Here is a 21378-nt window from a genome sequence, read left to right as displayed (position 1 = left end):
GGCGAGCCGGAAGGCCGGAGAATCCGGGTCGACCAGGCATTGCGTGAGGCCGTAATGGTCGCGCAGGTCGATGAAGAGCACCCCGCCATGGTCGCGGATGACATGGCACCAGCCCGAAAGGCGGACGCTCTTGCCGATGTCGGACGGGCGCAGGGCGCCGCAGGTGTGGCTGCGATAGGCGTGCATGGCTCGAAAGGCTGCTTTCGGAGAAGCCGGGCTCCGACCATGGGGCCGCCCTCATGTCAAGCAGTGCGGGCCGGAGAGGCAAGGCGACGGGGAGGCATGCGCCGGCCGCACGACGTTAACTCAAATCCGAAAGGTCCGATTCACCGCCCGGTCATACCCCGGCGGCCTCTCGCGAACCTTCGGTCATGCCCCTCCTGTTGCGTCATCTCATCCTGCTCGCCTGCACGGCCTCCGCCTTCACCGTGAACGGCCGCGCGCCGGGCGCCGTCAGCCTGCGCCTGCGCGACCTCGAGGCCGAGATCGCCGGCGAGGGCAGGTCGGGCCCCACCCACAAGCGCGTCATCCGGCCGGTCCGGCCGAAAAGCGCATGAGGGCGACGCTTCTCCGTCGCGAAGCGCGTGCGGCTCGGCTATAGCGGGCCCATGCAGCTCATCACCGAGACGCCCGCGCTGGAACTCGCCTGCGCGAGGCTCGCCGCGCTCCCCTTCGTGACGGTCGACACGGAATTCATGCGCGAGACGACCTATTACTCGCGCCTCTGCCTGATCCAGATGGCGGGGCCGGGCGATCCGGGCATTCTCGTCGATCCCCTGGCACCGGGGATCAGCCTGCGGCCCTTTCTCGACCTCATGGCCGACCCGCGCGTCGTGAAGGTCTTCCATTCGGGGCGGCAGGATCTGGAGATCATCTGGAATCTCGGCGAGGTGATCCCCGCGCCCCTCTTCGACACCCAGATCGCCGCGATGGTCTGCGGCTACGGCGATTCGGTCTCCTACGAGCAGCTCGCCAACGATCTCGCCAAGGCGCGGATCGACAAATCCTCCCGCTTCACCGACTGGTCGCACCGGCCGCTCAGCGAGGCCCAAACCTCCTACGCGCTCTCGGACGTGACCCATCTCGTGCCGGTCTACGAGAAATTGCGCGAGCGCCTGGAGAAGACCGGCCGCTCGCACTGGCTCGACGACGAGATGTGGATCCTCACCTCCCCCGACACCTATCGGAACGATCCCGCCCAGGCATGGGTCCGGCTCTCGGGCCGGATCCGCAAGCCGCGCGAGATCGCGGTGCTGATGGAGGTCGCCGCCTGGCGCGAGCGCGAGGCGCAGGGCCGCGACGTGCCCCGCAGCCGCGTGCTGAAGGACGAGGCGGTGCTGGACGTCGCGGTGGCGGCGCCGCGCAGCGTCGAGGCGCTGGGGCGGCTGCGCACCATCCCCAACGGCTTCGAGCGCTCGCGCACCGGCCAGGAGATCCTCGCCGCCGTCGAGCGGGGCCTCGCCCTCGATCCCGCGACCCTGCCCCAGGCGCAGCGCCCGCGCGGCCGCTCGGGCAATGCCGCGACCGTCGAGCTTCTCAAGGTCCTGCTGCGGGCCGTCGCCGAGAACGAGGAAGTCGCGCCCAAGCTCATCGCCGGCGTCGACGATCTGGAGGAGATCGCCGCGAGCGACACCGCCTCCGTCCCCGCGCTCGCGGGCTGGCGGCGCGAGGTCTTCGGGGAGAAGGCGCTCGCGCTGAAGAGCGGCGCCGTGGGGCTTTCGATCGAGCGCGGCCGGGTGGTCACCTTCGACCGGGGCGAGCGGGCCTGAGGGACCCTTATTCCACCTCGATCCGCGTGGCGCGGTCGAGCAGCTTGCCGAGCGCCTTGAAACGGTTGGCGAGGCGCTCGGTGGCAAGGGGCGCGAGGTCGGCCGGCAAGCTCAGGAAGAGCGTGCCGTCGGCATCGACCCGCAGCGGCGCGCGGGGCAGGATGCCGCTGACCGAGATCGAGATCGGATAGGCAACCCGCATCAGGGCCGCGAGAAGCCGCGCCAGGAAGAGAAGCCGCTCGCCCGCGATGCTCGCAATGGCAGGCGAGACCCTGTCGAAGGACAGGCCTTCGTGGCGGAAATAGACCGCCATCGCCATATAGGCGCGCCCGCGATGGGAAACCGCTTGCAGGGCCGATTGCGAGATCAAGGCGATGCTCTGCTCGCCGCGATGATCGGGATGGGCGCGCCAGCCGATATCGGCGAGCAGGCAGGCCGCGTGGCGCAGCCGCACCTCCTCCTCCGTCTCGGCGGCGCCGAGCGCGCGCATGAACGCATCCGTCCATTCGATCAGTTCGTAGCCGTGCCGGGGAGAGCGCGAGCGCAGCTCGTTGAACTCGGCGGCGGAGACGAGGATCGGGTCGCTGGCGCGCTCGGCCGGACTGAGCCCCTCGTAGAGAAGGCCCTCGCGCACCCCGAGAGCGGAGACGACGATCCCGGCCGGATTGCCGATCCGCGCGATCTCGTCGAGCACGACCGCGCCGTAGACGAGGAGCGGACGCCGCTCGGCCGAGATATCGACCTCCGTCCTCACGAGCGAAGCCGTGCGCTCGAGCATCCGGGTAAAGCCGTCGCCGATCTCCAGCGCATAGCCGTGCATCACCCGCAGCGGATAATCGCGCTCGGCCATCTGGACCTTGGCGAGAGCCCGCCAGGTGCCGCCGACCGCGTAGAAGGTCCGGCCGGCGAGGTTGCGCAGGAGGGGAAGGTCCGCCAGCGCCTCGCGGGCGATCCGGGCGGCCTTCTTGGGCGAGGCCCCCGCGAGATCGGTGAGGACCAGCCCGCCGAGCGGCAGGGTAACGCCCTCCCCCACCACTCCCTCGCGCAGATCGACGAGTTCCAGCGAGCCGCCGCCGAGATCCCCGACGATCCCGTCCGGCCGGTCGAAGCCCGAGACGACGCCCAGGGCGGACAGGGCGGCCTCGCGCGCGCCGGTCAGAAGCTCGACCGGATAGCCGCAGGCCCTCTCGGCCGCGGCCAGGAAAGCCGGCCCGTTCTCGGCGTCCCGCGCGGCGGCGGTCGCGAGCACGCGCACCCAGGCGACATCAGCCATCTCGCAGAGCTTGCGGAAGCGGGCGAGCGCCTCCAGCGTGCGTGCGACCCCGCTCTCCGGCAGGCGGCCCGTCGTCGCGACGCCGCGCGCGAGGCCGCAGAGCAGCTTCTCGTTGTAGAGCGGCGTCGGCGAGCGCGAATGGCGGTGGTAGAGGACCAGCCGCACCGAGTTCGAGCCGATATCGATGATGGCGACCGGACGCATCGTTTCGCTTCGCTGACGGGGCTGCGGGTCAGGATCGGGAAGGGCGGCCACGCTTGGGGAGCGACCGTGGCTTCGATTTCGTCTGCGACTTGCCCCGGCCCGACAGGCTGGGATTGGTCATGAAATAGCGATGGGCGTTGAACGGCTCCTCGCCCTCCCGGCGACGGATACGCGCGCTCGCGCCGCTGGGCAAGACCTCCCAGCTCTGCTCGTTGTCGAGCAGGTTCGCGAGCATGATCTGGTCGAGCACCTGCTGGTGGACGGTGGGATTGAGGATCGGCACCAGCGCCTCCACGCGGCGGTCGAGGTTGCGCGACATCAGGTCGGCCGAGGAGATGTAGATCCGGGCCTCGGGATGGGGCAGCCCGTGGCCGTTGCCGAAGCAATAGATGCGGCTGTGCTCGAGGAAGCGGCCGATGATCGACTTCACGCGGATGTTCTCGGACAGCCCCGGCAGGCCGGGGCGCAGGCAGCAGATGCCGCGCACGACGAGATCGACCTGAACGCCCGCCTGGCTCGCCCGGTAGAAGGCGTCGATCATCTCCGGGTCGACGAGCGAGTTGCACTTGCCCCAGATCATGGCGGGACGTCCGGCCTTCGCGTGCTCGATCTCCTCGTCGATCCGCTTGAGGAGGCGCTTGCGCAGGTTCACGGGCGAGATGGCGATCAGCTCCAGCTCGTCCGGCTCGGCATAGCCGGTGATGAAGTTGAAGACGCGCGCGACGTCGCGGCCGATGGCCGGATTGGCCGTGAAGAAGGACAGATCCGTATAGATGCGCGCCGTGATCGGGTGGTAGTTGCCCGTGCCGATATGGCAATAGGTGACGTGCTGGCCGCCCTCGCGCCGCACGACGAGCGACAGCTTGGAATGCGTCTTCAGCTCGACGAAGCCGTAGACGACCTGGACGCCCGCCCGCTCGAGGTCGCGCGCCCAGCGGATATTCGCCTCCTCGTCGAAGCGCGCCTTCAGCTCGACGAGCGCGGTCACCGACTTGCCGGCCTCCGCCGCCTCCGACAGCGCCTTGACGATGGGGGAATCCGAGGAGGTCCGGTAGAGGGTCTGCTTGATCGCGATCACGTTCGGATCGCGCGCCGCCTGCTGGAGGAAGAGCACCACCGCGTCGAAGGATTCGTAGGGGTGGTGGACGATGATGTCCTTGGGCCGGATCGCCGCGAAGCAATCGCTGCCATGCTCGCGGATGCGCTCGGGGAAGCGCGGATTGTAGGGCTTGAACTTCAGGTCCGGCCGGTTGAGCCCGACGAGCTGCGACAGCTCGTTCAGGGCGAGCATGCCCTCGACGTCGAAGATCTCCTCGGCCGTCGCATCAAGTTCCTCGGCAACGAAATGGGCGAGGTCGTCAGGCATCTTCGCCTCGACCTCGAGGCGGATCACGCTGCCACGCCGGCGGCGCTTGAGCGCGGTCTCGTAGAGGCGGACGAGATCCTCGGCCTCCTCCTCGATCTCGATGTCGGAATCGCGGATGATGCGGAAGGCGCCCTGCCCCTCGACGGTGTAGCCGGGAAAGAGCATCCCCGTGAACAGCACCGCCGCCTGTTCGAGCGCGATGAAGCGCGACCCACCCGTCTGGGCGAGATCCGGCAGGCGAATGAAGCGGTCGATCTTGGCCGGCAGGCGAATGAGGGCGTTCATGGGCCGCCCGTCGTTCTTGCGCACCAGCTTGAGGGCGATCGAGAAGCCGAGATTGGGGATGAAGGGGAAGGGATGGGCCGGGTCGACCGCGAGCGGCGTCAGGACGGGGAAGATGTAGTTGAGGAAATGCTCCTCCAGCCAGCTTAGCTCGGCCTTGGTCAGTTCGTTGCCCGCCGCCAGCACGATGCCGTTCTCGAAGAGCAGCGGCTGAAGCTCGCTCCAGCGCCGCTGCTGGTCGCGCGCGAGGCTGGACGCCTCCGTCGCGATGCTGGCGAGCTGCTCGACCGGCGTCAGCCCGTCCTGCGACAGGACGGAGACCCCCGAGCGGACCTGGCCGCGCAGGCCCGCGACGCGAACCATGAAGAATTCGTCGAGATTCGAGGCCGATATCGACAGGAAGCGAAGCTGCTCGAGCAGGGGATGGTTCGTGTTCGACGCCTCCTCCAGCACGCGGCGATTGAACTGGAGCCAGGAGATTTCCCGGTTGACGAAGCGCGCGGGCGAGTTGCGCAGCGCCTCGCCCTCCTGCGGGTTGGCCTCGACGGGCTTCGGCCGCGGCACCTCCTTCAGCTCGAGCGCCTTGATCTCAGCCGGCGCCGAAACCTCGGGATCCTGATCCGACACCACCGCTTCCCCCTGCTTTCGTGCGGCCTTGGCCATCGCGCTAGGACCTCGATGTGACAGCTGGATGAAGGTTCCGCCTCACGGACCCTCCTGGAGGCGTCCGCCGAGGATATTGGCGGCGATGGGCCGCGTCACGCGGCGATTTCGGCTGAGGGCCTCGCGGTCGATCTCGGCGACGATCGCCTGCGCCGCCGCGAAGGAGCGCTCCATGCGGCCCGCGACGAAATCGATCACCGCCGCCTCGACCGCGATCTGGCGATCGTGGAACAGCTTGACCAGCACCGCGCGCAGCAGCGCGTCGTCGGGCGCCCCGATCGTGACGGAGGGCGCGAGGCGCAGGCGCGAGAGGAGGTCGGGCGTCGCGAGACCGCAAAGCTCGGGCGGTCGCGCGCTGGTGACGAGGAGATGGCTCCCGCGCTCGCGGGCGAGGTTGACGAGATGGAAGAGCGCGCCGTCCCCCTCGGGCCCGAGGCCGCGGTCGAGATCCTCCAGGACCAAAGCCGGGAGCGCCGCGAGATCGGGCACGCGCCGCGCCGTCACGGAGGCCGCGGGCAGGATCGCCGCCTCGGCGCGTCCGGCCCAGATCGCGGCGAGATGGCTCTTGCCGCTGCCTTGCGGCCCCTCGATGCGCAGCAGCCGGTCCGGCCAGTCGGGCCATGCCTCGACGAGCCGAAAGGCGCGCTCGTTCGATGCGCTGACGAGGAAATCCTCGGGGCCGTAGGCTGGCGTGACGGGAAGGTCGAGGACGAGCTGGCGCGCCACGTCAGGTCTCGCGGCGGGGCTGCGCCTCGATCAGGGCCCGCGGCGCGGGTGGCGGCGGATCGGGAGGCCCGAGATAGAGCGGGCTCTCCTGGTAGCGCTGGACGGCGAAGCGCCCGAGCACCGCGATGACCGCCGCCAGCGGCACCGCGACGAGGAGCCCGACGAATCCCATCACCGAGCCGAAGCCCAGGAGGGCGAACATCAGCCAGACCGGATGCAGGCCGACCGAGGCGCCGACGAGCTTCGGCGAGAGGATGTTGCCCTCGACGAACTGGCCCAGCATGAACACGCCGAGCGTCGCCAGCACCCAGGTCCAGTCGGGCAGGAACTGAACGAGCGCGACGCCGATCGCGAGGAGCAGGCCCGTCAGCGAGCCGACATAGGGGATGAAGCTGATGAGGCCGGCCAGCATGCCGATGGTCGCGCCGAAATTCAGCCCGATCAGCGTCAGCCCGGTCGCATAATAGGCGCCGAGAAGGAGGCAGACGGCCGTCTGCCCGCGCACGAAGCCGGCCACCGCCTTGTCCATCTCGCGGGCGAGCCGGCGGACGGTCTCCCTGTGCCGGGGCGGCACCCAGCGGTCGATGGTCGCGATCATCCGGTCCCAGTCGACCAGGAGGTAGAAGGCTACCACGGGCGTGACCACGAGGATCGAAACGATGCCGATGATCGTCTTGCCGCCCGTCCAGAGCGAGCGCGCGAAAGCCGCGACCCAGGCAGCCCCCTGCCCGACGAGGTTGCCGATGGATTGCTGGAGCTGGAGGAGCGCATCGTGCCCGCCGAACCGCTCGATGAGCGGGCCGCCGTGCTTCAGGGCCAGGGCCTGGAGCTTGTCCACATAGCCGGGAAACTGCTCCGCGAAGCCGACCACCTGCCGCGCAGCCAGCGGAACGAGAACCCCCAGCGCAACCAGCAGGACCAGCAGGAACACCGCCAGGATGATGATCGTGCCCCCGAGGCGGCCGAGCCCGAGGCGCTCGAGCCGGCCGGCGAGGGGATTGAGCAGATAGGCGATGGCAGCTCCCGCCACGAAGGGCAGCAGGATGTCGCTCAGGAGGTAGAGCACGAGCACCGTGGCGAGAAGCAGCCCCGCCCAGAACGCGAACTGGCGTTGCATCACCGGAGCCTCACCCTCGCCATCGTCTCGCGTCCAGACTTCGCGAGCCCCGCGCCGCGACATTCGGCGAGGATTCGCGGAACTTCTAGCCCGCCATATGTCTGAGCCAAGCCGCGAGATAGGCAGCCGCGGAGAGGAGGGTCAAGGCCGTGACGGCAAGCATCCCGGCCACCAGCCACCAGCCGGGCGCGATCCCGGCCGACATCGCGCCGAGCACGAGGGCGGCGAAGCCGATCTGGGCGGCGGTATTGGCCTTCGAGACGAAGAGCGGCTTGATCTCGACGGGCTTGTCCATCAGCCGCGAGACCAGGACGGCGGAGACGATCATCGCGTCGCGCGAGACGACGACGACGGCGAGCCATCCCGGCAGGGTCCCCGTGATCGAAAGCGTGACGTAGATGGAGACGAGCAGTGCCTTGTCGGCGATGGCGTCGAGATAGGCGCCCAGCTCGCTGCCCAGATGGAAGCGCCGCGCGATGATGCCGTCGGCGGCATCCGAAATCCCCGCCACGACGAAGAGGATGAAGGCGAGCGTCCAGAACCCCTGCCCGATCGCGACCACCACGAGCGGCACCAGGAGGAGGCGGGCGATGGTGATGAGATTCGGGATCGTCATCGCCCCGCCCGCACCGGGATCCCCTTCAGCGGACATGGCGGATTCCCGCCGCCGGGAGCTTCGGGAAGCCCGCGGCCGAAGGGACCTCATGACGGATTCGACGTGGCAACAAAGCCCTCCGGGCCCTCCTCGACCTTGCGCCCTGACGGTCCGACCCTTACTCCGCCCCCGTGAGCGAGAAAAGTGGCGACCATGGACAGGCGGGACCTCCGGTGAGCAACGCGAAGGACGGCCTTACCTATGCGCAGGCCGGCGTCGACATCGATGCGGGCAATGCGATGGTCGATGCGATCAAGCCGCTGGTGCGCGCGACCCGCCGGCCCGGGGCGGAGGCGGAGATCGGCGGCTTCGGGGGCCTCTTCGACCTCAAGGCGGCAGGGTTCCGGGACCCGATCCTGGTCGCGGCCAACGACGGCGTGGGCACCAAGGTCAAGATCGCCATCGAGACCGGGCGCCACGACACGATCGGCATCGACCTCGTGGCGATGTGCGTGAACGACATCGTCGTGCAGGGCGCCGAGCCCCTGTTCTTCCTCGATTACTTCGCGACGGGCCGGCTCGATCCGGCGACGGGCGCGGCGATCGTCCGGGGCATCGCGGAAGGCTGCCGGATGGCGGGCTGCGCGCTGATCGGCGGGGAGACGGCCGAGATGCCGGGTCTCTACGGCGGCGCCGACTACGACCTCGCCGGCTTCGCGGTGGGCGCGGCCGAGCGCGGCACGCTGCTGCCGCATGCCGGCATCAGGCCGGGAGACGTGGTCCTCGGCCTTCCCTCGTCGGGCGTGCATTCCAACGGCTTCTCGCTCGTGCGCCGCGTCGTCGAGCGCTCGGGCCTCGGCTGGGACGCCGAGGCTCCCTTCGCGCCCGGCCGGACCTTGGGAGAGGCGCTGCTCGAGCCGACGCGCATCTATGTGAAGCCGCTCCTCGCCGCCCTGAAATCGGGGGCGCGGATCAAGGCGCTGGCCCATGTCACCGGCGGCGGCTTTCCCGACAACCTTCCCCGCGTGCTGCCCGAGGGGCTCGGCGCGCGGCTGGACCTGCGGGCCGTCGCGGTGCCGCCGGTCTTCGGCTGGCTCGCCGCGACCGGCGCCATCGCCGAGCGGGAAATGCTGCGCACCTTCAATTGCGGGATCGGCATGGTCGCGATCGTGGACCGGCGCGACGCCGATCCGGTCCGCGACATCCTGGCCCGCGAGGGCGAGGCGCCGATCGTCTTCGGCGAGATCGTGCCGGCCGCGACCGACCGCGTCGCCTATGCCGGCGCGCTCGCGCTCTGACGCCATGCCCGCAAGCCCGCCCCTCCGGGTCGCGATCCTGATTTCCGGGCGAGGCTCGAACATGGCCTCGCTGATCGAGGCCGCGCGCGAGCCCGGCTATCCGGCCAAAATCGCCCTCGTCCTCTCGAACAGGCCGCAAGCCGCCGGCCTCGCGACCGCCGCCGCGGCCGGCATCCCGACAGCCTCCCTCCGCCAGCGCGACTTCCCCGACCGGGACGCCTTCGATGCGGAAATCGGCCGCGTGCTGGCCGCCCATGCGATCGACCTCGTCTGCCTCGCGGGCTTCATGCGCATCCTCACCCCCGGCCTCGTCGAGGCGTGGCGGGGCCGGATGCTGAACATCCATCCCTCGCTCCTGCCCCTGTACAAGGGGCTCGACACGCATGAGCGGGCCCTCGCCGCGGGCGATGCCGAGCATGGCTGCACGGTGCATTTCGTGGTGCCCGAACTCGATTCGGGCCCGGTCGTCGCGCAGGCGCGCGTGCCGATCCTGCCGGGCGACGATGCGGACAGCCTCGCCGCGCGCGTGCTCGGCGCCGAGCACGCGCTCTATCCGAAGGCGCTCGCCGAAGTGGCGGCGAGCCTCGGTCCCAAATCCGTCCCCTGAGGGACCTCACGGACGGCGCAGGCCGCATCCGTCGAGGGCCGCGAAGGCTTTCACGCGGGCGCTGTCGTTGAAGACGCCCGTCGTGCGGTAGGCCATCAGTTCGTTGGCGTCGAGGCTGCGGATCACGCGGGAGGCGTAGCAGCCGCACCCGCGCCGCACGCGCGATTCGGGCACGTTCTGGAGTTGGGCCTGCGTGGACATGCAGGAGCGGCGGATCCGCGCCTCGAGCTGGGCCGGGCTCTCGCGCATCATGGCCGGATTCGGCGCATATCCGAAGGGCGTCGAGGAAGCGCCGGCGAGGGCCGCGCCGCCGGGAAGGGCGAGCGCGAGCGCGAGGCAGGAGCGGACGAAGACATTCGGCATCGGAAATCCCGGAAGGAGGAGGGTCCGTGGCAGACCCGAAAGGGGCGTTCATGGCAGCGATCACGCTGCGCCGCCAGTTTTCCCGGCATCGCGAGCACGGAAACCGAGAGGAGGAGCTACGCGAGCGCCAATTGTCCCGGGAATTTCTGCCGGCGCACCTGCTGCTCCCCGCCCGGCCAGACGATCTTCTCGGGCGCGACGCGCTCGGCCGAGACCCGGTTGTCGTGGAAGGCCGCGCCGCCGAAGGGGGCGATCTGGTCCGCGCCCGTCAGCGTGTTGATGCCGCGCCCGTCGGGATAGGCGGCGTTGGGCCAGATGGATTCGGCGATCAGGACGCCCGGCTTCACGCCCGCGGTGACACGCGCCCGGATCAGGACCGCGCCGCGGAGATTGGAGAGCCGCACCCAGTCGCCCCCGGCGATGCCGAGCCGCGCCGCGTCGCCCGGATGGATCATCACCTCGGGCCGCTTCTCCTTGTCGAGCGAGCCCGGCGTCTCGGTGAAGGTCGAGTTCAGGAACGAGCGGGACGGGCTCGTCGCGAGGCGGAAGGGATGCTCGGGCGTCGCCTCCTCGATGGCGCGCCAGTGATCGGGCAGTTCCGGCAGGTCGGCGGCCGGCCCGACGAGACCGATATTGCCGTTGGGCACCTTCGGCCAGTCGACCCGGAAATGGAACTTCTTGTCCGCATGGCCGAAGCCGTCGAGATAATGGGCGCGCTCGAAGGGCGGCTGCTTGTCGTGCCAGGTATCCTCCTCCATCTCCGCCAGCGTGCCGTGGCCGGAAGCCCGCAGCAGGTCGTCGATCAACTCGCGCGCGCTCATGCGGAAGCCCCGGTGCTCAGCCCCGAGACGCCGCGCGAGGCCGCAGATCACCTCGTGATTGGAGCGGCACTCGCCGGGCGGCTCGATCGCCTTGAGGCCGAGACCGAGATGCTGCTGCCCGCCGCCCGTATAGATGTCGTCGTGCTCCAGGAACATCGTGGCCGGCAGCACGACATCCGCCATCATGGCCGTCTCGGTCATGAACTGCTCGTGCACGCAGGCGAAAAGATCCTCGCGGGCAAAGCCCCTCTTCACCAGCTCCTGCTCGGGCGCGATGGAGACCGGATTGGTGTTCTGCACGAGGAGGCCGGTCACGGGCGGCCCGTGGCGCAGGCTCTCGGGGTCTCCCGTCAGCACGCGGCCGATCTCGGTCTGCTGGAGGACGCGGATGCCCGGGTCCAGCCTGTCGAGCCCCTCGACGGTGCCCTTCTCCAGGCCGAAAATGCCCGAATTCGAGTGGAAGGCCCCTCCCCCTTCGTATTGCCAAGCGCCGGTCACGGCCGGGATGCAGAGGGCCGCATGCATGTTCACGGCGCCGTTGCGGCTGCGCGCGAAGCCGTAGCCGAGGCGGAAGAAGCTGCGCTTCGTCGTGCCGACGAGCCGGGCGAAGGACTCGATCTCCTCCACGGCGAGGCCGGTGATGACGGCGGCCCATTCGGGCGTGCGGGCCGCGAGATGCGCCTCGAGATCGTCCGGGCAATCCGTGTAGCGGGCGAGATAGCCGCGATCGGCGAGGTTCTCGCGGAAGAGGACGTGCATGACCGCGCAGGCCAGCGCCCCGTCCGTCCCGGGCCGGAGCACGAGGCCGAGATCGGCCTGCTTCACGGTCGGGTTCTCGTAGACGTCCACGGCGACGATCTTCGCGCCCCGCTCCTTGCGGGCCCGAAGGGCGTGCGTCATGACGTTGACCTGGGTGTGGACCGGATTGGTGCCCCAGATGACGACGCAATCCGAGCGGCCCATCTCGCGCGGATCGACCCCGGCGAGGCGCCCGGTGCCGGCGAGGAAGCCCGTCCAGGCGGAGGTCGTGCAGATGGTGGAATACTGGCCCGAATAGCGCTTGACGTTGCGCAGCCGGTTGATGCCGTCGCGCATCACGTGGCCCATCGTCCCGGCATAGTAATAGGGCCAGACGGCCTCGGAGCCGAGACGCCGCTCGGCGGCGAGGAACGCCCCGGCCACCCGGTCGAGCGCCTCCTCGAAGCCGATCTCCCGGAATTGCCCGGATCCCTTCGGCCCCGTCCGCAGCAGCGGCTTCAGCAGCCGGCCGGGATGGTGGATGCGCTCGGCATAGCGCGCGACCTTCGCGCAGATGACGCCCGCCGTGTAGCTGTGATCCTCCGCGCCCCGGACGCGCCCGATCGTGCGCCCGTCCAGCACCTCGACCTCGAGGCCGCAGGTCGAGGGGCAATCATGCGGACAGGTCGAGCGGTGCTTCCTGGCGAGGGGCAGGAGGTTCATGAACGGCTCCGGGCAAGGATCGTGCCCTTATGAGCCCCCGCGCCCCTCCGGTGAAGGGCGCGGCCCTCGCGGCAGGCTTGCGCGCAAGAGGCTATCCCCTCGCGCGGATGGGGCCGGCGCGCCGGCGATAGGGCAGGCCGGTCCGGCCGTGCGCCTTGTAGGTCCAGAAGGGGCCGCCGGGCGTGTAGACGCGCACGCCGAAATCCCCCTGGCCGCCATTGAGGCGCGTCGCCTGCTGCACGTCCGTGTCGTAGGTGTAATAGGCCGCCGGGCCGCCGAAATAGCCGGAGAAGCCGTAATAGGGAGTCCCGTCGGCGAAAGCCGGCGCCGAGCCCATCGCGCCGGCGAGCGCGAGCGCCGCCAGGGCCGGGCGAAGCTGGTTCAGCCGTGTCGTCAATCCACTCTCCCGCCGAATTCCGGCCTCACCCTAGCAAAGGCAAGGGCCGCGAAGGTGACAATCCTGCCGCAGGCAGCCGGCTGCCTCACTTGCCGATCGCCGCCAGGAATTCCCCGCGCGTCTTGGCATTGTCGCGGAAGATGCCGAGCATGCGGCTCGTGGTCATCACGGCCTCGCGCGCATTCACGCCCCGCGTCGTCATGCAGGCATGGGTCGCCTCGACCATCACCGCGACGCCGAGCGGCTGAAGCTCCCGCTGGAGGGCATCTGCGATCTCGGCCGTGAGCCGCTCCTGGATCTGAAGGCGGCGGGCGAAAGCCTGAACGAGCCGCGCAAGCTTCGAGATGCCGACGACCCGCTTGCGCGGCAGGTAGCCGACATGGACCCGGCCCGTGATCGGGGCCATGTGGTGCTCGCAATGGGAGGAGAACGGGATGTCCTTCAGGATCACCATCTCGTCGTATTTGGCGATCTCCGAGAAGGTGCGGCCGAGGAAGGTGGCCGGGTCCTGGCGATATCCCGAGAACCAGTCCTCGTAGGCCCGCGCGACGCGCGCCGGCGTGTCGGCGAGCCCCTCGCGCGAGGGATCGTCGCCCGCCCAGCGGATCAGCGTGCGGACCGCCTCCTCCGCCTGCTCGCGGGTCGGGCGGCCGGACGGCTCCTCCCCTTCCGGCGCGGCCGGGGACGTTGCGGTGAACTCGCTCATGGAACCGGCCTCGCTCAACCCTGATATTCCGCCCAGCATTGCGGCGTCTCGTAGACGCGCACCGAGCAGAGCAGAGGCAGCAGCGGCTTGGCGCGCTGCCAGATCCACATCGCGATATGCTCCGCAGTCGGATTCTCCAGGCCCTCGACCTCGTTCAGGCAATGGTGGTCGAGCCGGGCGAGGAGCGGCGCGAAGGCCGCCTCGACCTCGAAGAAATCGATCACGAATCCCGTCACCGGATCGACAGGCCCTTCGAGCGCCAGCTCGGCCCGATAGGAATGGCCGTGCATCCGAAAGCAGCGATGCGTCTCGGGCACGCGGGGAAGGCGGTGGGCCGCCTCGAAGGTGAAAGCCTGCGTGATCTTCATGGCGTGATCTTTGGCGCGATCCTACCGGATGCCGAGCCATTTATGCGTCTGCACGCTCAGGCGCCAGCGCGGATGCGCCTTGCAATAGGCGACCGCCAACTCGGTGTTCCGCAAGCGGTCCGGCCCGTCCATCGGCTGGAGGCTGAAATGGTCGAAGGCGAGGTCGACGAAGCGCTCGGGCGGCGCCTCCTCCTGCGGAAAGACGAGCTTCAGCTCGTTCCCCCGCGTCAGGACCAGAGGCGCCTCCCCCTTGGGGCTGACCGCGATCCAGTCGAGCCCCGGCGGCGGCGCGAGCGTGCCGTTCGTCTCGACCGCGATCTCGAAACGGCGCACATGGAGCGCTTCGACCAGCGCCTCGTCGACCTGGAGCAGCGGCTCGCCGCCCGTCAGCACGCAGAAGCGCCGCTCGACGCCCGCGCCCCAGCAGCGTTCGATCGCCCCGGCCAGCGCCTCGGCACCGCGGAAATGGCCGCCGCCATCGCCATCGGCGCCGACGAAATCGGTGTCGCAGAAGCGGCAGGCCGCGCTTGCGCGATCCGCCTCGCGCCCGCTCCAGAGATTGCAGCCCGCGAAGCGGCAGAAGACGGCGGCGCGGCCCGCCTGAAGGCCCTCGCCCTGGAGCGTGTGGAAGATCTCCTTGACGGCGTAGCGTCTCACCCGCGCCTCACTCCTTCGTGCCCGCCGGCGCGCGCCCGCGCAGCGGCCTCTCCTCCATCACCCAGAAGATGGCATAGGCGACGCACAGGAGGACCACGGCCAGCACGAAAACGACCCGAAACAGGCCGGGATCGACGGTGCCGTGCGTCTCCAGCGCCTCGATGCCGAGGCCGCCGCCCCCGCCGAGCGCGATCGCCCCGAAGATGGCGACGGTGATCGCTCCGAACAGTTGCCGGACGAAATTCATGGTCGCGGTGGCGGTGCCGAGGTGATGAAGCAGCACGGCGTTCTGCATGGCGACCGTCGCCACCGGCATGACGGTGCCCATGCCGAAGGCGGTGAAAAAAAGGAGGATCGCGCAGAGCCAGAACGGGGCGCTGCCCGCGAGCGCCGCGAAGCAGGCGAGGGCGAGGATGGAGACGGAGAGCGCCACGACCGGCAGGCGCTTGTAGCGCGCCACCGCCGCCATTCTGCGCCCCGAGATCGCCGCGCCGAGCGGCACGCCGATCATCAGGGGAATGAGGGCGAGGCCCGATTGCCGCGCGGAAAAGCCGAGGCTCGTCTCGAAGAAGATCGGCATCATGATCGCGAGGCCCATATTGACCCCGACGCAGATGGCGCCCGAGAACGTCGCCGCCGCGACGATCGGATCGGCGAGGACCGCGATCGGGATCAGCGGCTCGCCGGCCGTGGAGATGCGGAAGAAGAAGGCGGCCCAGACGGCGAGGGATACGCCGGCAAGGCCGAGCACCTGGACGGAGAGCCACGGATAGGCATGGCCGCCCCAGTTCACCACCAGCATGAGGGTCGTCGTCGCGCAGACGAGCAGGATCGCGCCGGGCAGGTCGAGCCGGTGGCGCCGGTCGTGCCGAGGCAGCATTTTCAGGCGGCCGTTGATCAGCCAGAAGGTGACGAGCCCGAGCGGCAGGTTGATCCAGAAGATCCAGGACCAGTGCAGCATCTGCGCGAAGAAGCCGCCGAGCACCGGGCCGAGCACGCTCGCCCCGGCGAAGACGCCGCTGAAATAGGCCTGGTAGCGCCCCCTTTCCCGGGGCGTGACGACATCGGCGATGATCGTTTGGGCGAGGGCCATCAGGCCCCCTCCCCCGAGTCCCTGGAGCCCCCGGGCCAGGGCGAGGAGCGGAAGCGAGGGCGCGAGCGCGCAGGCGATCGAGCCCAGGATGAACAGCCCGATGGCGAAGAGCATCGTGCCGCGCCGCCCGCGCATGTCGGCGAACTTGCCGTAGAGCGGCGTCACGGCGGTCGAAGCAAGCAGGTAGGCGGTGACGATCCAGGGCAGGTGCCGGGCATCGCCGAGGTCGCGCCCGATCGTCGGCATGGCGGTGGCGACGATCGTCGCATCGAGCGCCGACAGGAACATCGCCAGCATCATGCCGACGAAGATCGAGCGGATATCCGCCGGGCCGAGCTGCGGGCGAACCGGCGCGGGCCCGGTCGGGTCCGTCATCTCAAGGTCCTTTCGGGCATGCGGCCGAGGCCCGCCGGGGCGGGCGGAACGATCCCTTTCGACAGATCTCAGGCCGGGGTCGCGGGGAAGTCGGCGACCACGCGGTCGACGATCCCCTCAACTCCGAAGCGGATCGGGTCGGTCGCCGGCAGGCCGTACTCCTTCTCGAGGCCGGCGAGATAGGCACGAGCCTCCTCCTCGCCGAGCGCCTGGGTGTTGACGGCGATCCCGACCGGCCGGATGGCCGGGTTCGTGAGTTGCCCGCAGCGGATCGTGAGGTCGATCACCTCCTGGATGGAGGGCAGCGGATGCTGGACGCCGCGCATCGTCTTGCGGGTCGGCTCGTGGCAGATCACGAAGGCGTCGGGCTGGGCCCCGTGCAGGAGGCCGAGCGTCACGCCCGAGAAGGAGGGGTGGAAGAGCGAGCCCTGCCCTTCGACGAGGTCCCAATGGTCGGGCGACTCGGCGGCGGGCGAGATCCATTCGACGGCGCCCGAGATGAAATCGGCCACCACGGCGTCGATCGCGACGCCCCGGCCGGAGATGAAGACGCCCGTCTGGCCGGTCGCGCGGAAATCGGCGTCGAGGCCGCGGGCGCGCATGACCTTCTCCAGCGCGAGGACCGTGTATTTCTTGCCGACCGAGCAATCCGTCCCGACCGTGAGGAGGCGCCGGCCCTGCCGCTTCGTTCCCTTGCCGGTGGCGAAATGCTGGTCGGACATGCGCACGTCGTGCAGCTTGCGCCCATGCGCCTTCGCGGCCGCCGCGATCTCGGGGTTCGAATCGAGGCGGATATGGAGGCCGCTCGCGACATCCATGCCGGTTTCGAGCGCCTCGACGATCGTCGGCACCCAGCCCGGATTGAGCACGCCGCCGGCATTGACGATGCCGACGATCATGGTCCTCGCGCCCTTGGCATGGGCATCCTTCACCGTGACGTCGGGAAGGCTGAGATCGGCCTGGCAGCCCGGCAGCCTGACCTGGCCGAGACACCATTCGCGACGCCAGTCGACGATGCCGTAGGCGGTCTTGGCCGCGAGCTTGTCCGGCACGTCGCCGAGGAACATCAGATAGGGAGGGTCGATCTGCATGGCATCCGTCTCGCGGGCGACGCTCTCTTTCTAGGAGGGTTCGGCAGCAAAGGCAGCATCCATTCGCGATGCGGCAGGCCCGCCGGATTCGCGGGAGGCCGCGCGATCGCGCGGCCTCAATTCGCCATCAGGACCGGGACCTCGGCCTCGGCGAGGACATGGGCGGTCGCCCCGCCGAAGATCATCTGGCGCAGGCGGCTCTGCGTATAGGCTCCCTTCAGGAGAAGGTCGCCGCCGAGCGCCGCGGTCTCCTCCAGGATGGTCTCGCCCATGGTGCGCCGGCCGGCCGCGACATGGACCGCTTCGGCCGCGACCTCGTTGCGGCGGAGCGACATGGCGAGCTGCTCCCCGGTCGGCCCCTGGTTGGTCCAGCCCTCGATCGTCAGGACGAGGATCCGCTTCGCCTTGCGCAGGAACGGTCCCGCATAGGCGACCGTGCGCGCCGTCTCGGACGAGCCGTTCCAGGCGATCACCACCGTGTCGCCGAGGCCGGCGGGCGGCGTCGGCGGCGCGATCAGGATGGGGCGCCCGGATTCGAAAAGCGCGGCTTCGAGCGTCGCCATGGAGGGCACCGCCTTGCCCGCCACCGGGCGGCCGAGAATGATGAGGTCGAAGATGCGGGCATGGCTCGCCAGGAAGGCATCCCCCGCCGGCGCCTTGGGATGCCAGCCCCAACCCGGCTCGACGATGCCCGGACGGGCGGCCGGCAGGCTGTTCTCCTCGGCGAATTTCGTGAAGATGGCATGCGATTCCCGCCGCGCATCCTCGTCCGCCTTCTCGTCGACATGCCAGGCGAGGCCGGAGACCATGTCGATCGGCACGTAGTCGGGGATCGCGGGCCGGAGCGCGAAGCTCTCGACATAGCTCTCGAAGCGCTTCTGACAGAGCAGGGCCGTCTGAAGGACGGAGGCCATGACATCGTGCGGTTCGGTCGGGACGAGCAGGTTCAGCATGGCCCGGTTCTCCTCAAGGTAATGAACGCCCCGGCACCGCAAGGACGGCGCCGGATGACGCGAAACACCAGATTCGCGACCGCAAGGCCACTCGCGGTCGAAAAACCTCCCCTTTTCCCGCCGTCGCGCGGTTTCGGCCATTCTAGCACATCGTGCGGGGCAGCATCAGGCGAAAGCGGCAAAAGGCGACCGGGCAAGATCAGGCCGTCATGGCCTCCGCCTTGGCCGCGTAGTTAGCCCCACTTTAAGTTCTTGCGCGCAATTTGCGCGAACCGAATCGTTCCAGTGAGTTGCGTCCATGAGTTCTGTCGCGATGACGTCCACCAACGTCATTCGTTTTCCCGGACCGCGCGCGGTGAAATCCAGCACCACCGAGCAGAAAGGACTTCTCGATACCGTCTATACGAACGGCGCCCTGATGGTTGCGGCCGAGGACCGGGAGACGAAAGCCCTGGCTTCGCGCCTGCAAGTCTTCGGCTTCCTGAACATCGCCGAGATCAATGTCGACGGATCGGCCCGCAGGCTGCGCCCTTCCGAGGTCTCCCTCCTTTCGACCGCCCGTCCCTGGCGCCTCTCGCGTCCCTCCTTCGACGAGCTGGCGCCGCGGGTGGGCTGAGACGCCCCCCGATCCGCAAGGTTTCTCAGGCGGCCAGCGGCTCCGGCTCGCCGCGCGAGACCAGCGCGACGGCCTCGCGGAACGTCCCGAGATCGGCATCGGGCCGCGTCCCGGCCGTCGCGAGGTGCCTGCGATAGGCCCGCGCGCCGGGCCGGCCGTTGAACAGCCCGAGCATGTGCCGCGTCATGGCGTGCAGGCGGATCCCCTCCCCCAGCCGCGCCGCGAGATAGGGCGCGAAGAGTTCCGCCGCCTCGAAGGGATCGGCCGCGGGGGCGGCCTGCCCGAACAGGAGGGGATCGGCCCGCAGGAGCTGCGCGGGTTCGCCATAGGCCGCGCGGCCCATCATGACCCCGTCCACATGGGCGAGTTGCGCGCGCGCTTCCTCGATCGTCGCGATTCCCCCGTTGATGGCGACGATCCGGTCCGGCCAGGCGCGTTTCAGCCGGTGGACCCGGCCGTGATCCAGCGGCGGCACGTCCCGGTTCTCCTTCGGGGACAATCCCTGGAGCCACGCCTTGCGGGCATGCACGATCAGTCCATCCGCGCCTGCCGAAAAGACGGATCGGGCGACCGCATCGAGCGCCTCCTCGATCTTCTGGTCATCGACGCCGAGGCGGCATTTCACCGTGACCGGGACCGTCGCGGCCGCCTTCATGGCAGCGACGCATTCGCCGACGAGAGCCGGCTCGCGCATCAGGCAGGCGCCGAAGCGGCCGTTCTGCACGCGGTCCGAGGGGCAGCCGACATTCAGATTGATCTCGTCATAACCCCAATCGGCCCCGACGCGGGCCGCGCGCGCGAGATCGCCGGGATCGCAGCCGCCGAGCTGCAGGGCGAGCGGATGCTCGCACGCATCGAAGCCGAGAAGCCGCTCCCGCGGCCCGTGGATCACGGCCCCCGTGGTGACCATCTCCGTGTAGAGCAGCGTCCTGCGCGTGAGGACGCGATGGAAGGCGCGGCAATGACGGTCCGTCCAGTCCATCATGGGCGCAATAGAGAATCTATGTGATTGATATTCCAGCATTTTTCCATTATAATTCAGTGCACACGCGGCGTTTCGTGTGCACTTTTATACGCCCCGGCACGCCGCATTTCGCCACGTTTCGACGCCTCAGTGCACACGGAGCGCACACGAAAATGGCCACTTTCACGAAGCTCTCCTCCGGGTCTTGGCGCGTCCAGATCCGACGCAAAGGACGCTACGTGAGCGAGACCTTTCTGCGCCGGGAGGATGCGCGACGGTGGACCATCGAGGCCGAGCGCCAAGGGCAAGGAACGGGATCGACGCCCGACGCAGGACGAGCTCGACCGCCTTATCGCGCATTTCGAGGGGAAACCCCTCCGGATCGCGCCCGTCAGTCGCACCATCCGCTTCGCCGTCGCCACCGCGATGCGGCAGGACGAGATTTGCAGCGTGAGGTGGTCCGATATCGGGGCGCGCACTAAGATGCTGACCATCCGAGACCGTAAAGACCCGCGCAACAAGGCCGGCAACCATCAACGCATCCCCTCTTCGCCGCCACCGGCTACGACGCCTGGGCCCTCGTCGAGGAGCAGCGCGCCATCCGCAGCAACGAGGATGATCGCATATTCCCCTATAATGGCCGGTCGATCGGCACGGCCTTCCGACGTGGCTGCTGCGACCTCGAGATCGACGATCTCCACTTCCATGATCTACGCCATGAAGGCACCAGCCGGCTGTTCGAGGCGGGCTTCACCATCGAGCAAGTCGCGCTCGTCACCGGCCACACGGACTGGAAGATGCTCCGCCGGTACACTCGCCTCAAGCCCGAGGCGCTGCACGCGCTGGCGGCCGCGCGGGCAGCTTGAACCGGGCCGAGCGTTGCCAAGCGAAAGTCTGACATGGTCGCTCTGTTCATGGTCATGAGGCCGACGGGACGTCATCCTTGCAAATTCGGACTAGAATTCCATAATTGCAAGGATGATTGAGCGCCGCATCACGACCGAGCTCGTTGAGCTCCTGGACAGCACGCCCGCCGTGACCCTCCTCGGCCCCCGTCAGGTCGGCAAGACCACGCTCGCGCTCGAGATCGCCGAAAGCCGCCCGTCGATCTATCTCGATCTCGAATCCGACGCCGATCGCGCCCGGCTTGCCGAGCCGGAACTCTATCTGGCCGAGCACGAGGACAAGCTCGTCATCCTGGACGAGGTGCATCGGCTCCCCAATCTGTTCCAGAACTTGCGTGGGCTGATCGATCGCGGACGCCGCCGCGGCCGGAAAGCCGGCCGCTTCCTGCTGCTGGGATCGGCCTCCATCGGCCTCCTGAAGCAGTCCGGAGAACCGACTTCAACGATCATCGTCTGATCTGGAGGCGGCTCGACCAAGTCCGCACCAAGTACCCGGAGATGGTGTTGATGCACGGCGGCTCTCCAAAGGGCGCCGAACTGATCGCCTCCCGATGGGCGGACAGCAGCAAGGTGCCGCAAATCGCCTTCCGGCCCGACTGGGCGAAACACGGCAAGGCGGCGCCCTTCAAGCGCAACGACGCCGTGCTCGACATCCTCCCGGTCGGTGTCCTCGTCTTCCCCGGCACCGGGATTCAGGAAAACCTCGCG

24 protein-coding genes and 1 pseudogene are annotated in these 21378 nt (G+C 69.1%); 8 read left to right on the top strand and 17 right to left on the bottom strand.

Annotated elements, in window-relative coordinates; genetic code table 11:
* Positions 1 to 186 (bottom strand): OB-fold nucleic acid binding domain-containing protein (locus tag PKD06_RS13340; protein WP_324380817.1); only part of this gene is annotated, 186 nt, incomplete at its 3' end.
* Positions 187 to 371: 185 nt separating this feature from the next.
* On the opposite strand from PKD06_RS13340, the gene PKD06_RS13335 reads away from it, so the two are divergent.
* Together PKD06_RS13335 and rnd are read left to right on the top strand one after the other, a co-directional pair.
* The gene (locus PKD06_RS13335) at positions 372 to 557 is read left to right on the top strand and encodes a hypothetical protein (protein WP_324380815.1); all 186 of its coding nucleotides are present in this window, start codon (positions 372 to 374) and stop codon (positions 555 to 557) included.
* A gap of 51 nt (positions 558 to 608) precedes the next feature.
* Positions 609 to 1769: a ribonuclease D gene (gene rnd / locus PKD06_RS13330; protein ID WP_324380813.1), complete on the top strand. Its 1161-nt coding sequence runs from the start codon at positions 609 to 611 to the stop codon at positions 1767 to 1769.
* Between the two features lie 7 nt (positions 1770 to 1776).
* On the opposite strand, the gene PKD06_RS13325 is transcribed toward rnd, so the two are convergent.
* The 5 genes from PKD06_RS13325 to PKD06_RS13305 form a co-directional block, all read right to left on the bottom strand.
* Positions 1777 to 3246, bottom strand: a complete 1470-nt coding sequence (locus PKD06_RS13325; RefSeq protein WP_324380811.1) for a Ppx/GppA phosphatase family protein — start codon at positions 3244 to 3246, stop codon at positions 1777 to 1779.
* Positions 3247 to 3274: 28 nt separating this feature from the next.
* The gene (locus tag PKD06_RS13320) at positions 3275 to 5557 is read right to left on the bottom strand and encodes an RNA degradosome polyphosphate kinase (protein WP_324380808.1); all 2283 of its coding nucleotides are present in this window, start codon (positions 5555 to 5557) and stop codon (positions 3275 to 3277) included.
* 42 nt (positions 5558 to 5599) lie between these two features.
* The gene (locus tag PKD06_RS13315; RefSeq protein WP_324380806.1) at positions 5600 to 6283 is read right to left on the bottom strand and encodes a DnaA/Hda family protein; all 684 of its coding nucleotides are present in this window, start codon (positions 6281 to 6283) and stop codon (positions 5600 to 5602) included.
* 1 nt (position 6284) lies between these two features.
* A complete protein-coding gene (locus tag PKD06_RS13310; RefSeq protein ID WP_324380804.1) occupies positions 6285 to 7400 on the bottom strand; it encodes an AI-2E family transporter in 1116 nt (371 codons plus the stop codon).
* A gap of 85 nt (positions 7401 to 7485) precedes the next feature.
* Positions 7486 to 8016 carry a CDP-alcohol phosphatidyltransferase family protein gene (locus PKD06_RS13305; protein WP_324380821.1) on the bottom strand — a complete coding sequence of 177 codons (531 nt, stop codon included), beginning with the start codon at positions 8014 to 8016 and terminating at the stop codon, positions 7486 to 7488.
* 212 nt (positions 8017 to 8228) lie between these two features.
* Between PKD06_RS13305 and purM the strand changes: the two genes are divergently transcribed.
* Entirely contained in the window at positions 8229 to 9293 is a 1065-nt protein-coding gene (gene purM, locus PKD06_RS13300) for a phosphoribosylformylglycinamidine cyclo-ligase (RefSeq protein ID WP_324380802.1), read from the top strand.
* Between the two features lie 4 nt (positions 9294 to 9297).
* A complete protein-coding gene (purN, locus tag PKD06_RS13295) occupies positions 9298 to 9900 on the top strand; it encodes a phosphoribosylglycinamide formyltransferase (RefSeq protein ID WP_324380800.1) in 603 nt (200 codons plus the stop codon).
* A 6-nt stretch (positions 9901 to 9906) separates the two neighbouring features.
* Here the strand turns inward: purN and PKD06_RS13290 are convergent, their stop codons facing one another.
* The 9 genes from PKD06_RS13290 to PKD06_RS13250 all read right to left on the bottom strand — a co-directional run bounded on the left by PKD06_RS13290 (position 9907) and on the right by PKD06_RS13250 (position 18185).
* On the bottom strand, positions 9907 to 10263 hold the full coding sequence (locus PKD06_RS13290) for a hypothetical protein (RefSeq protein WP_324380798.1): 357 nt from the start codon (positions 10261 to 10263) through the stop codon (positions 9907 to 9909).
* Between the two features lie 116 nt (positions 10264 to 10379).
* Positions 10380 to 12545 carry a molybdopterin oxidoreductase family protein gene (locus PKD06_RS13285; RefSeq protein ID WP_324380796.1) on the bottom strand — a complete coding sequence of 722 codons (2166 nt, stop codon included), beginning with the start codon at positions 12543 to 12545 and terminating at the stop codon, positions 10380 to 10382.
* Positions 12546 to 12636: 91 nt separating this feature from the next.
* A complete protein-coding gene (locus PKD06_RS13280; protein WP_324380794.1) occupies positions 12637 to 12942 on the bottom strand; it encodes a hypothetical protein in 306 nt (101 codons plus the stop codon).
* Positions 12943 to 13027: 85 nt separating this feature from the next.
* Positions 13028 to 13648 carry a GTP cyclohydrolase I FolE gene (gene folE / locus PKD06_RS13275; protein ID WP_324380792.1) on the bottom strand — a complete coding sequence of 207 codons (621 nt, stop codon included), beginning with the start codon at positions 13646 to 13648 and terminating at the stop codon, positions 13028 to 13030.
* A gap of 14 nt (positions 13649 to 13662) precedes the next feature.
* Positions 13663 to 14016, bottom strand: a complete 354-nt coding sequence (gene queD / locus PKD06_RS13270; protein ID WP_324380790.1) for a 6-carboxytetrahydropterin synthase QueD — start codon at positions 14014 to 14016, stop codon at positions 13663 to 13665.
* 21 nt (positions 14017 to 14037) lie between these two features.
* The gene (gene queE, locus PKD06_RS13265) at positions 14038 to 14673 is read right to left on the bottom strand and encodes a 7-carboxy-7-deazaguanine synthase (RefSeq protein WP_324380788.1); all 636 of its coding nucleotides are present in this window, start codon (positions 14671 to 14673) and stop codon (positions 14038 to 14040) included.
* 7 nt (positions 14674 to 14680) lie between these two features.
* Complete coding sequence (locus PKD06_RS13260) at positions 14681 to 16141, bottom strand: MFS transporter (protein WP_324380787.1); 1461 nt, start codon at positions 16139 to 16141, stop codon at positions 14681 to 14683.
* Positions 16142 to 16209: 68 nt separating this feature from the next.
* The gene (gene dgcN / locus PKD06_RS13255; protein ID WP_324380784.1) at positions 16210 to 17232 is read right to left on the bottom strand and encodes an N-acetyltransferase DgcN; all 1023 of its coding nucleotides are present in this window, start codon (positions 17230 to 17232) and stop codon (positions 16210 to 16212) included.
* A 116-nt stretch (positions 17233 to 17348) separates the two neighbouring features.
* Positions 17349 to 18185 (bottom strand): universal stress protein, encoded by an 837-nt coding sequence (locus PKD06_RS13250; RefSeq protein ID WP_324380783.1) that lies wholly within the window; start codon positions 18183 to 18185, stop codon positions 17349 to 17351.
* A 298-nt stretch (positions 18186 to 18483) separates the two neighbouring features.
* Here PKD06_RS13250 and PKD06_RS13245 point away from each other — a divergent pair, with 298 nt between their 5' ends.
* Positions 18484 to 18801 carry a hypothetical protein gene (locus PKD06_RS13245; protein WP_324380781.1) on the top strand — a complete coding sequence of 106 codons (318 nt, stop codon included), beginning with the start codon at positions 18484 to 18486 and terminating at the stop codon, positions 18799 to 18801.
* A 25-nt stretch (positions 18802 to 18826) separates the two neighbouring features.
* Here PKD06_RS13245 and dusA read toward each other — a convergent pair whose 3' ends face one another.
* Together dusA and PKD06_RS13235 are read right to left on the bottom strand one after the other, a co-directional pair.
* Positions 18827 to 19825 (bottom strand): tRNA dihydrouridine(20/20a) synthase DusA, encoded by a 999-nt coding sequence (dusA, locus tag PKD06_RS13240; RefSeq protein WP_324380779.1) that lies wholly within the window; start codon positions 19823 to 19825, stop codon positions 18827 to 18829.
* 473 nt (positions 19826 to 20298) lie between these two features.
* The gene (locus PKD06_RS13235; RefSeq protein WP_324380777.1) at positions 20299 to 20472 is read right to left on the bottom strand and encodes a hypothetical protein; all 174 of its coding nucleotides are present in this window, start codon (positions 20470 to 20472) and stop codon (positions 20299 to 20301) included.
* Between PKD06_RS13235 and PKD06_RS13230 the strand changes: the two genes are divergently transcribed.
* The 3 genes and pseudogenes from PKD06_RS13230 to PKD06_RS13220 form a co-directional block, all read left to right on the top strand.
* Positions 20389 to 20631 carry a tyrosine-type recombinase/integrase gene (locus PKD06_RS13230; RefSeq protein WP_324380819.1) on the top strand — a complete coding sequence of 81 codons (243 nt, stop codon included), beginning with the start codon at positions 20389 to 20391 and terminating at the stop codon, positions 20629 to 20631. The two genes, PKD06_RS13235 and PKD06_RS13230, sit on opposite strands and share 84 nt — an antisense overlap.
* 112 nt (positions 20632 to 20743) lie before the next feature.
* Complete coding sequence (locus PKD06_RS13225) at positions 20744 to 21127, top strand: AAA family ATPase (RefSeq protein ID WP_324380776.1); 384 nt, start codon at positions 20744 to 20746, stop codon at positions 21125 to 21127.
* Positions 21106 to 21378: pseudogene (locus PKD06_RS13220) on the top strand (DUF2493 domain-containing protein); the annotation flags it as partial. The gene PKD06_RS13225 and the pseudogene PKD06_RS13220, both read left to right, overlap by 22 nt.

Origin of the sequence: Enterovirga sp., assembly GCF_035325185.1 — a bacterium.
Taxonomy (GTDB): domain Bacteria; phylum Pseudomonadota; class Alphaproteobacteria; order Rhizobiales; family Beijerinckiaceae; genus Enterovirga.
Note: the sequence above shows the minus strand (reverse complement) of the source record. Positions and strands in the feature narration are given on the sequence as shown.

Bases quoted from the DNA above. Each gene is read 5' to 3' on its own strand.
- folE (WP_324380792.1), bottom strand. From the start codon at position 13,648: ATGAGCGAGTTCACCGCAACGTCCCCGGCCGCGCCGGAAGGGGAGGAG.
- queD (WP_324380790.1), bottom strand. From the start codon at position 14,016: ATGAAGATCACGCAGGCTTTCACCTTCGAGGCGGCCCACCGCCTTCCC.
- PKD06_RS13305 (WP_324380821.1), bottom strand. From the start codon at position 8,016: ATGACGATCCCGAATCTCATCACCATCGCCCGCCTCCTCCTGGTGCCG.
- PKD06_RS13285 (WP_324380796.1), bottom strand. From the start codon at position 12,545: ATGAACCTCCTGCCCCTCGCCAGGAAGCACCGCTCGACCTGTCCGCAT.
- PKD06_RS13235 (WP_324380777.1), bottom strand. From the start codon at position 20,472: ATGGAAGTGGAGATCGTCGATCTCGAGGTCGCAGCAGCCACGTCGGAA.
- PKD06_RS13320 (WP_324380808.1), bottom strand. From the start codon at position 5,557: ATGGCCAAGGCCGCACGAAAGCAGGGGGAAGCGGTGGTGTCGGATCAG.
- rnd (WP_324380813.1), top strand. From the start codon at position 609: ATGCAGCTCATCACCGAGACGCCCGCGCTGGAACTCGCCTGCGCGAGG.
- PKD06_RS13335 (WP_324380815.1), top strand. From the start codon at position 372: ATGCCCCTCCTGTTGCGTCATCTCATCCTGCTCGCCTGCACGGCCTCC.
- purN (WP_324380800.1), top strand. From the start codon at position 9,298: ATGCCCGCAAGCCCGCCCCTCCGGGTCGCGATCCTGATTTCCGGGCGA.
- PKD06_RS13225 (WP_324380776.1), top strand. From the start codon at position 20,744: ATGATTGAGCGCCGCATCACGACCGAGCTCGTTGAGCTCCTGGACAGC.
- PKD06_RS13260 (WP_324380787.1), bottom strand. From the start codon at position 16,141: ATGACGGACCCGACCGGGCCCGCGCCGGTTCGCCCGCAGCTCGGCCCG.
- dgcN (WP_324380784.1), bottom strand. From the start codon at position 17,232: ATGCAGATCGACCCTCCCTATCTGATGTTCCTCGGCGACGTGCCGGAC.
- PKD06_RS13290 (WP_324380798.1), bottom strand. From the start codon at position 10,263: ATGCCGAATGTCTTCGTCCGCTCCTGCCTCGCGCTCGCGCTCGCCCTT.
- dusA (WP_324380779.1), bottom strand. From the start codon at position 19,825: ATGCTGGAATATCAATCACATAGATTCTCTATTGCGCCCATGATGGAC.
- PKD06_RS13245 (WP_324380781.1), top strand. From the start codon at position 18,484: ATGAGTTCTGTCGCGATGACGTCCACCAACGTCATTCGTTTTCCCGGA.
- PKD06_RS13250 (WP_324380783.1), bottom strand. From the start codon at position 18,185: ATGCTGAACCTGCTCGTCCCGACCGAACCGCACGATGTCATGGCCTCC.
- PKD06_RS13310 (WP_324380804.1), bottom strand. From the start codon at position 7,400: ATGCAACGCCAGTTCGCGTTCTGGGCGGGGCTGCTTCTCGCCACGGTG.
- PKD06_RS13325 (WP_324380811.1), bottom strand. From the start codon at position 3,246: ATGCGTCCGGTCGCCATCATCGATATCGGCTCGAACTCGGTGCGGCTG.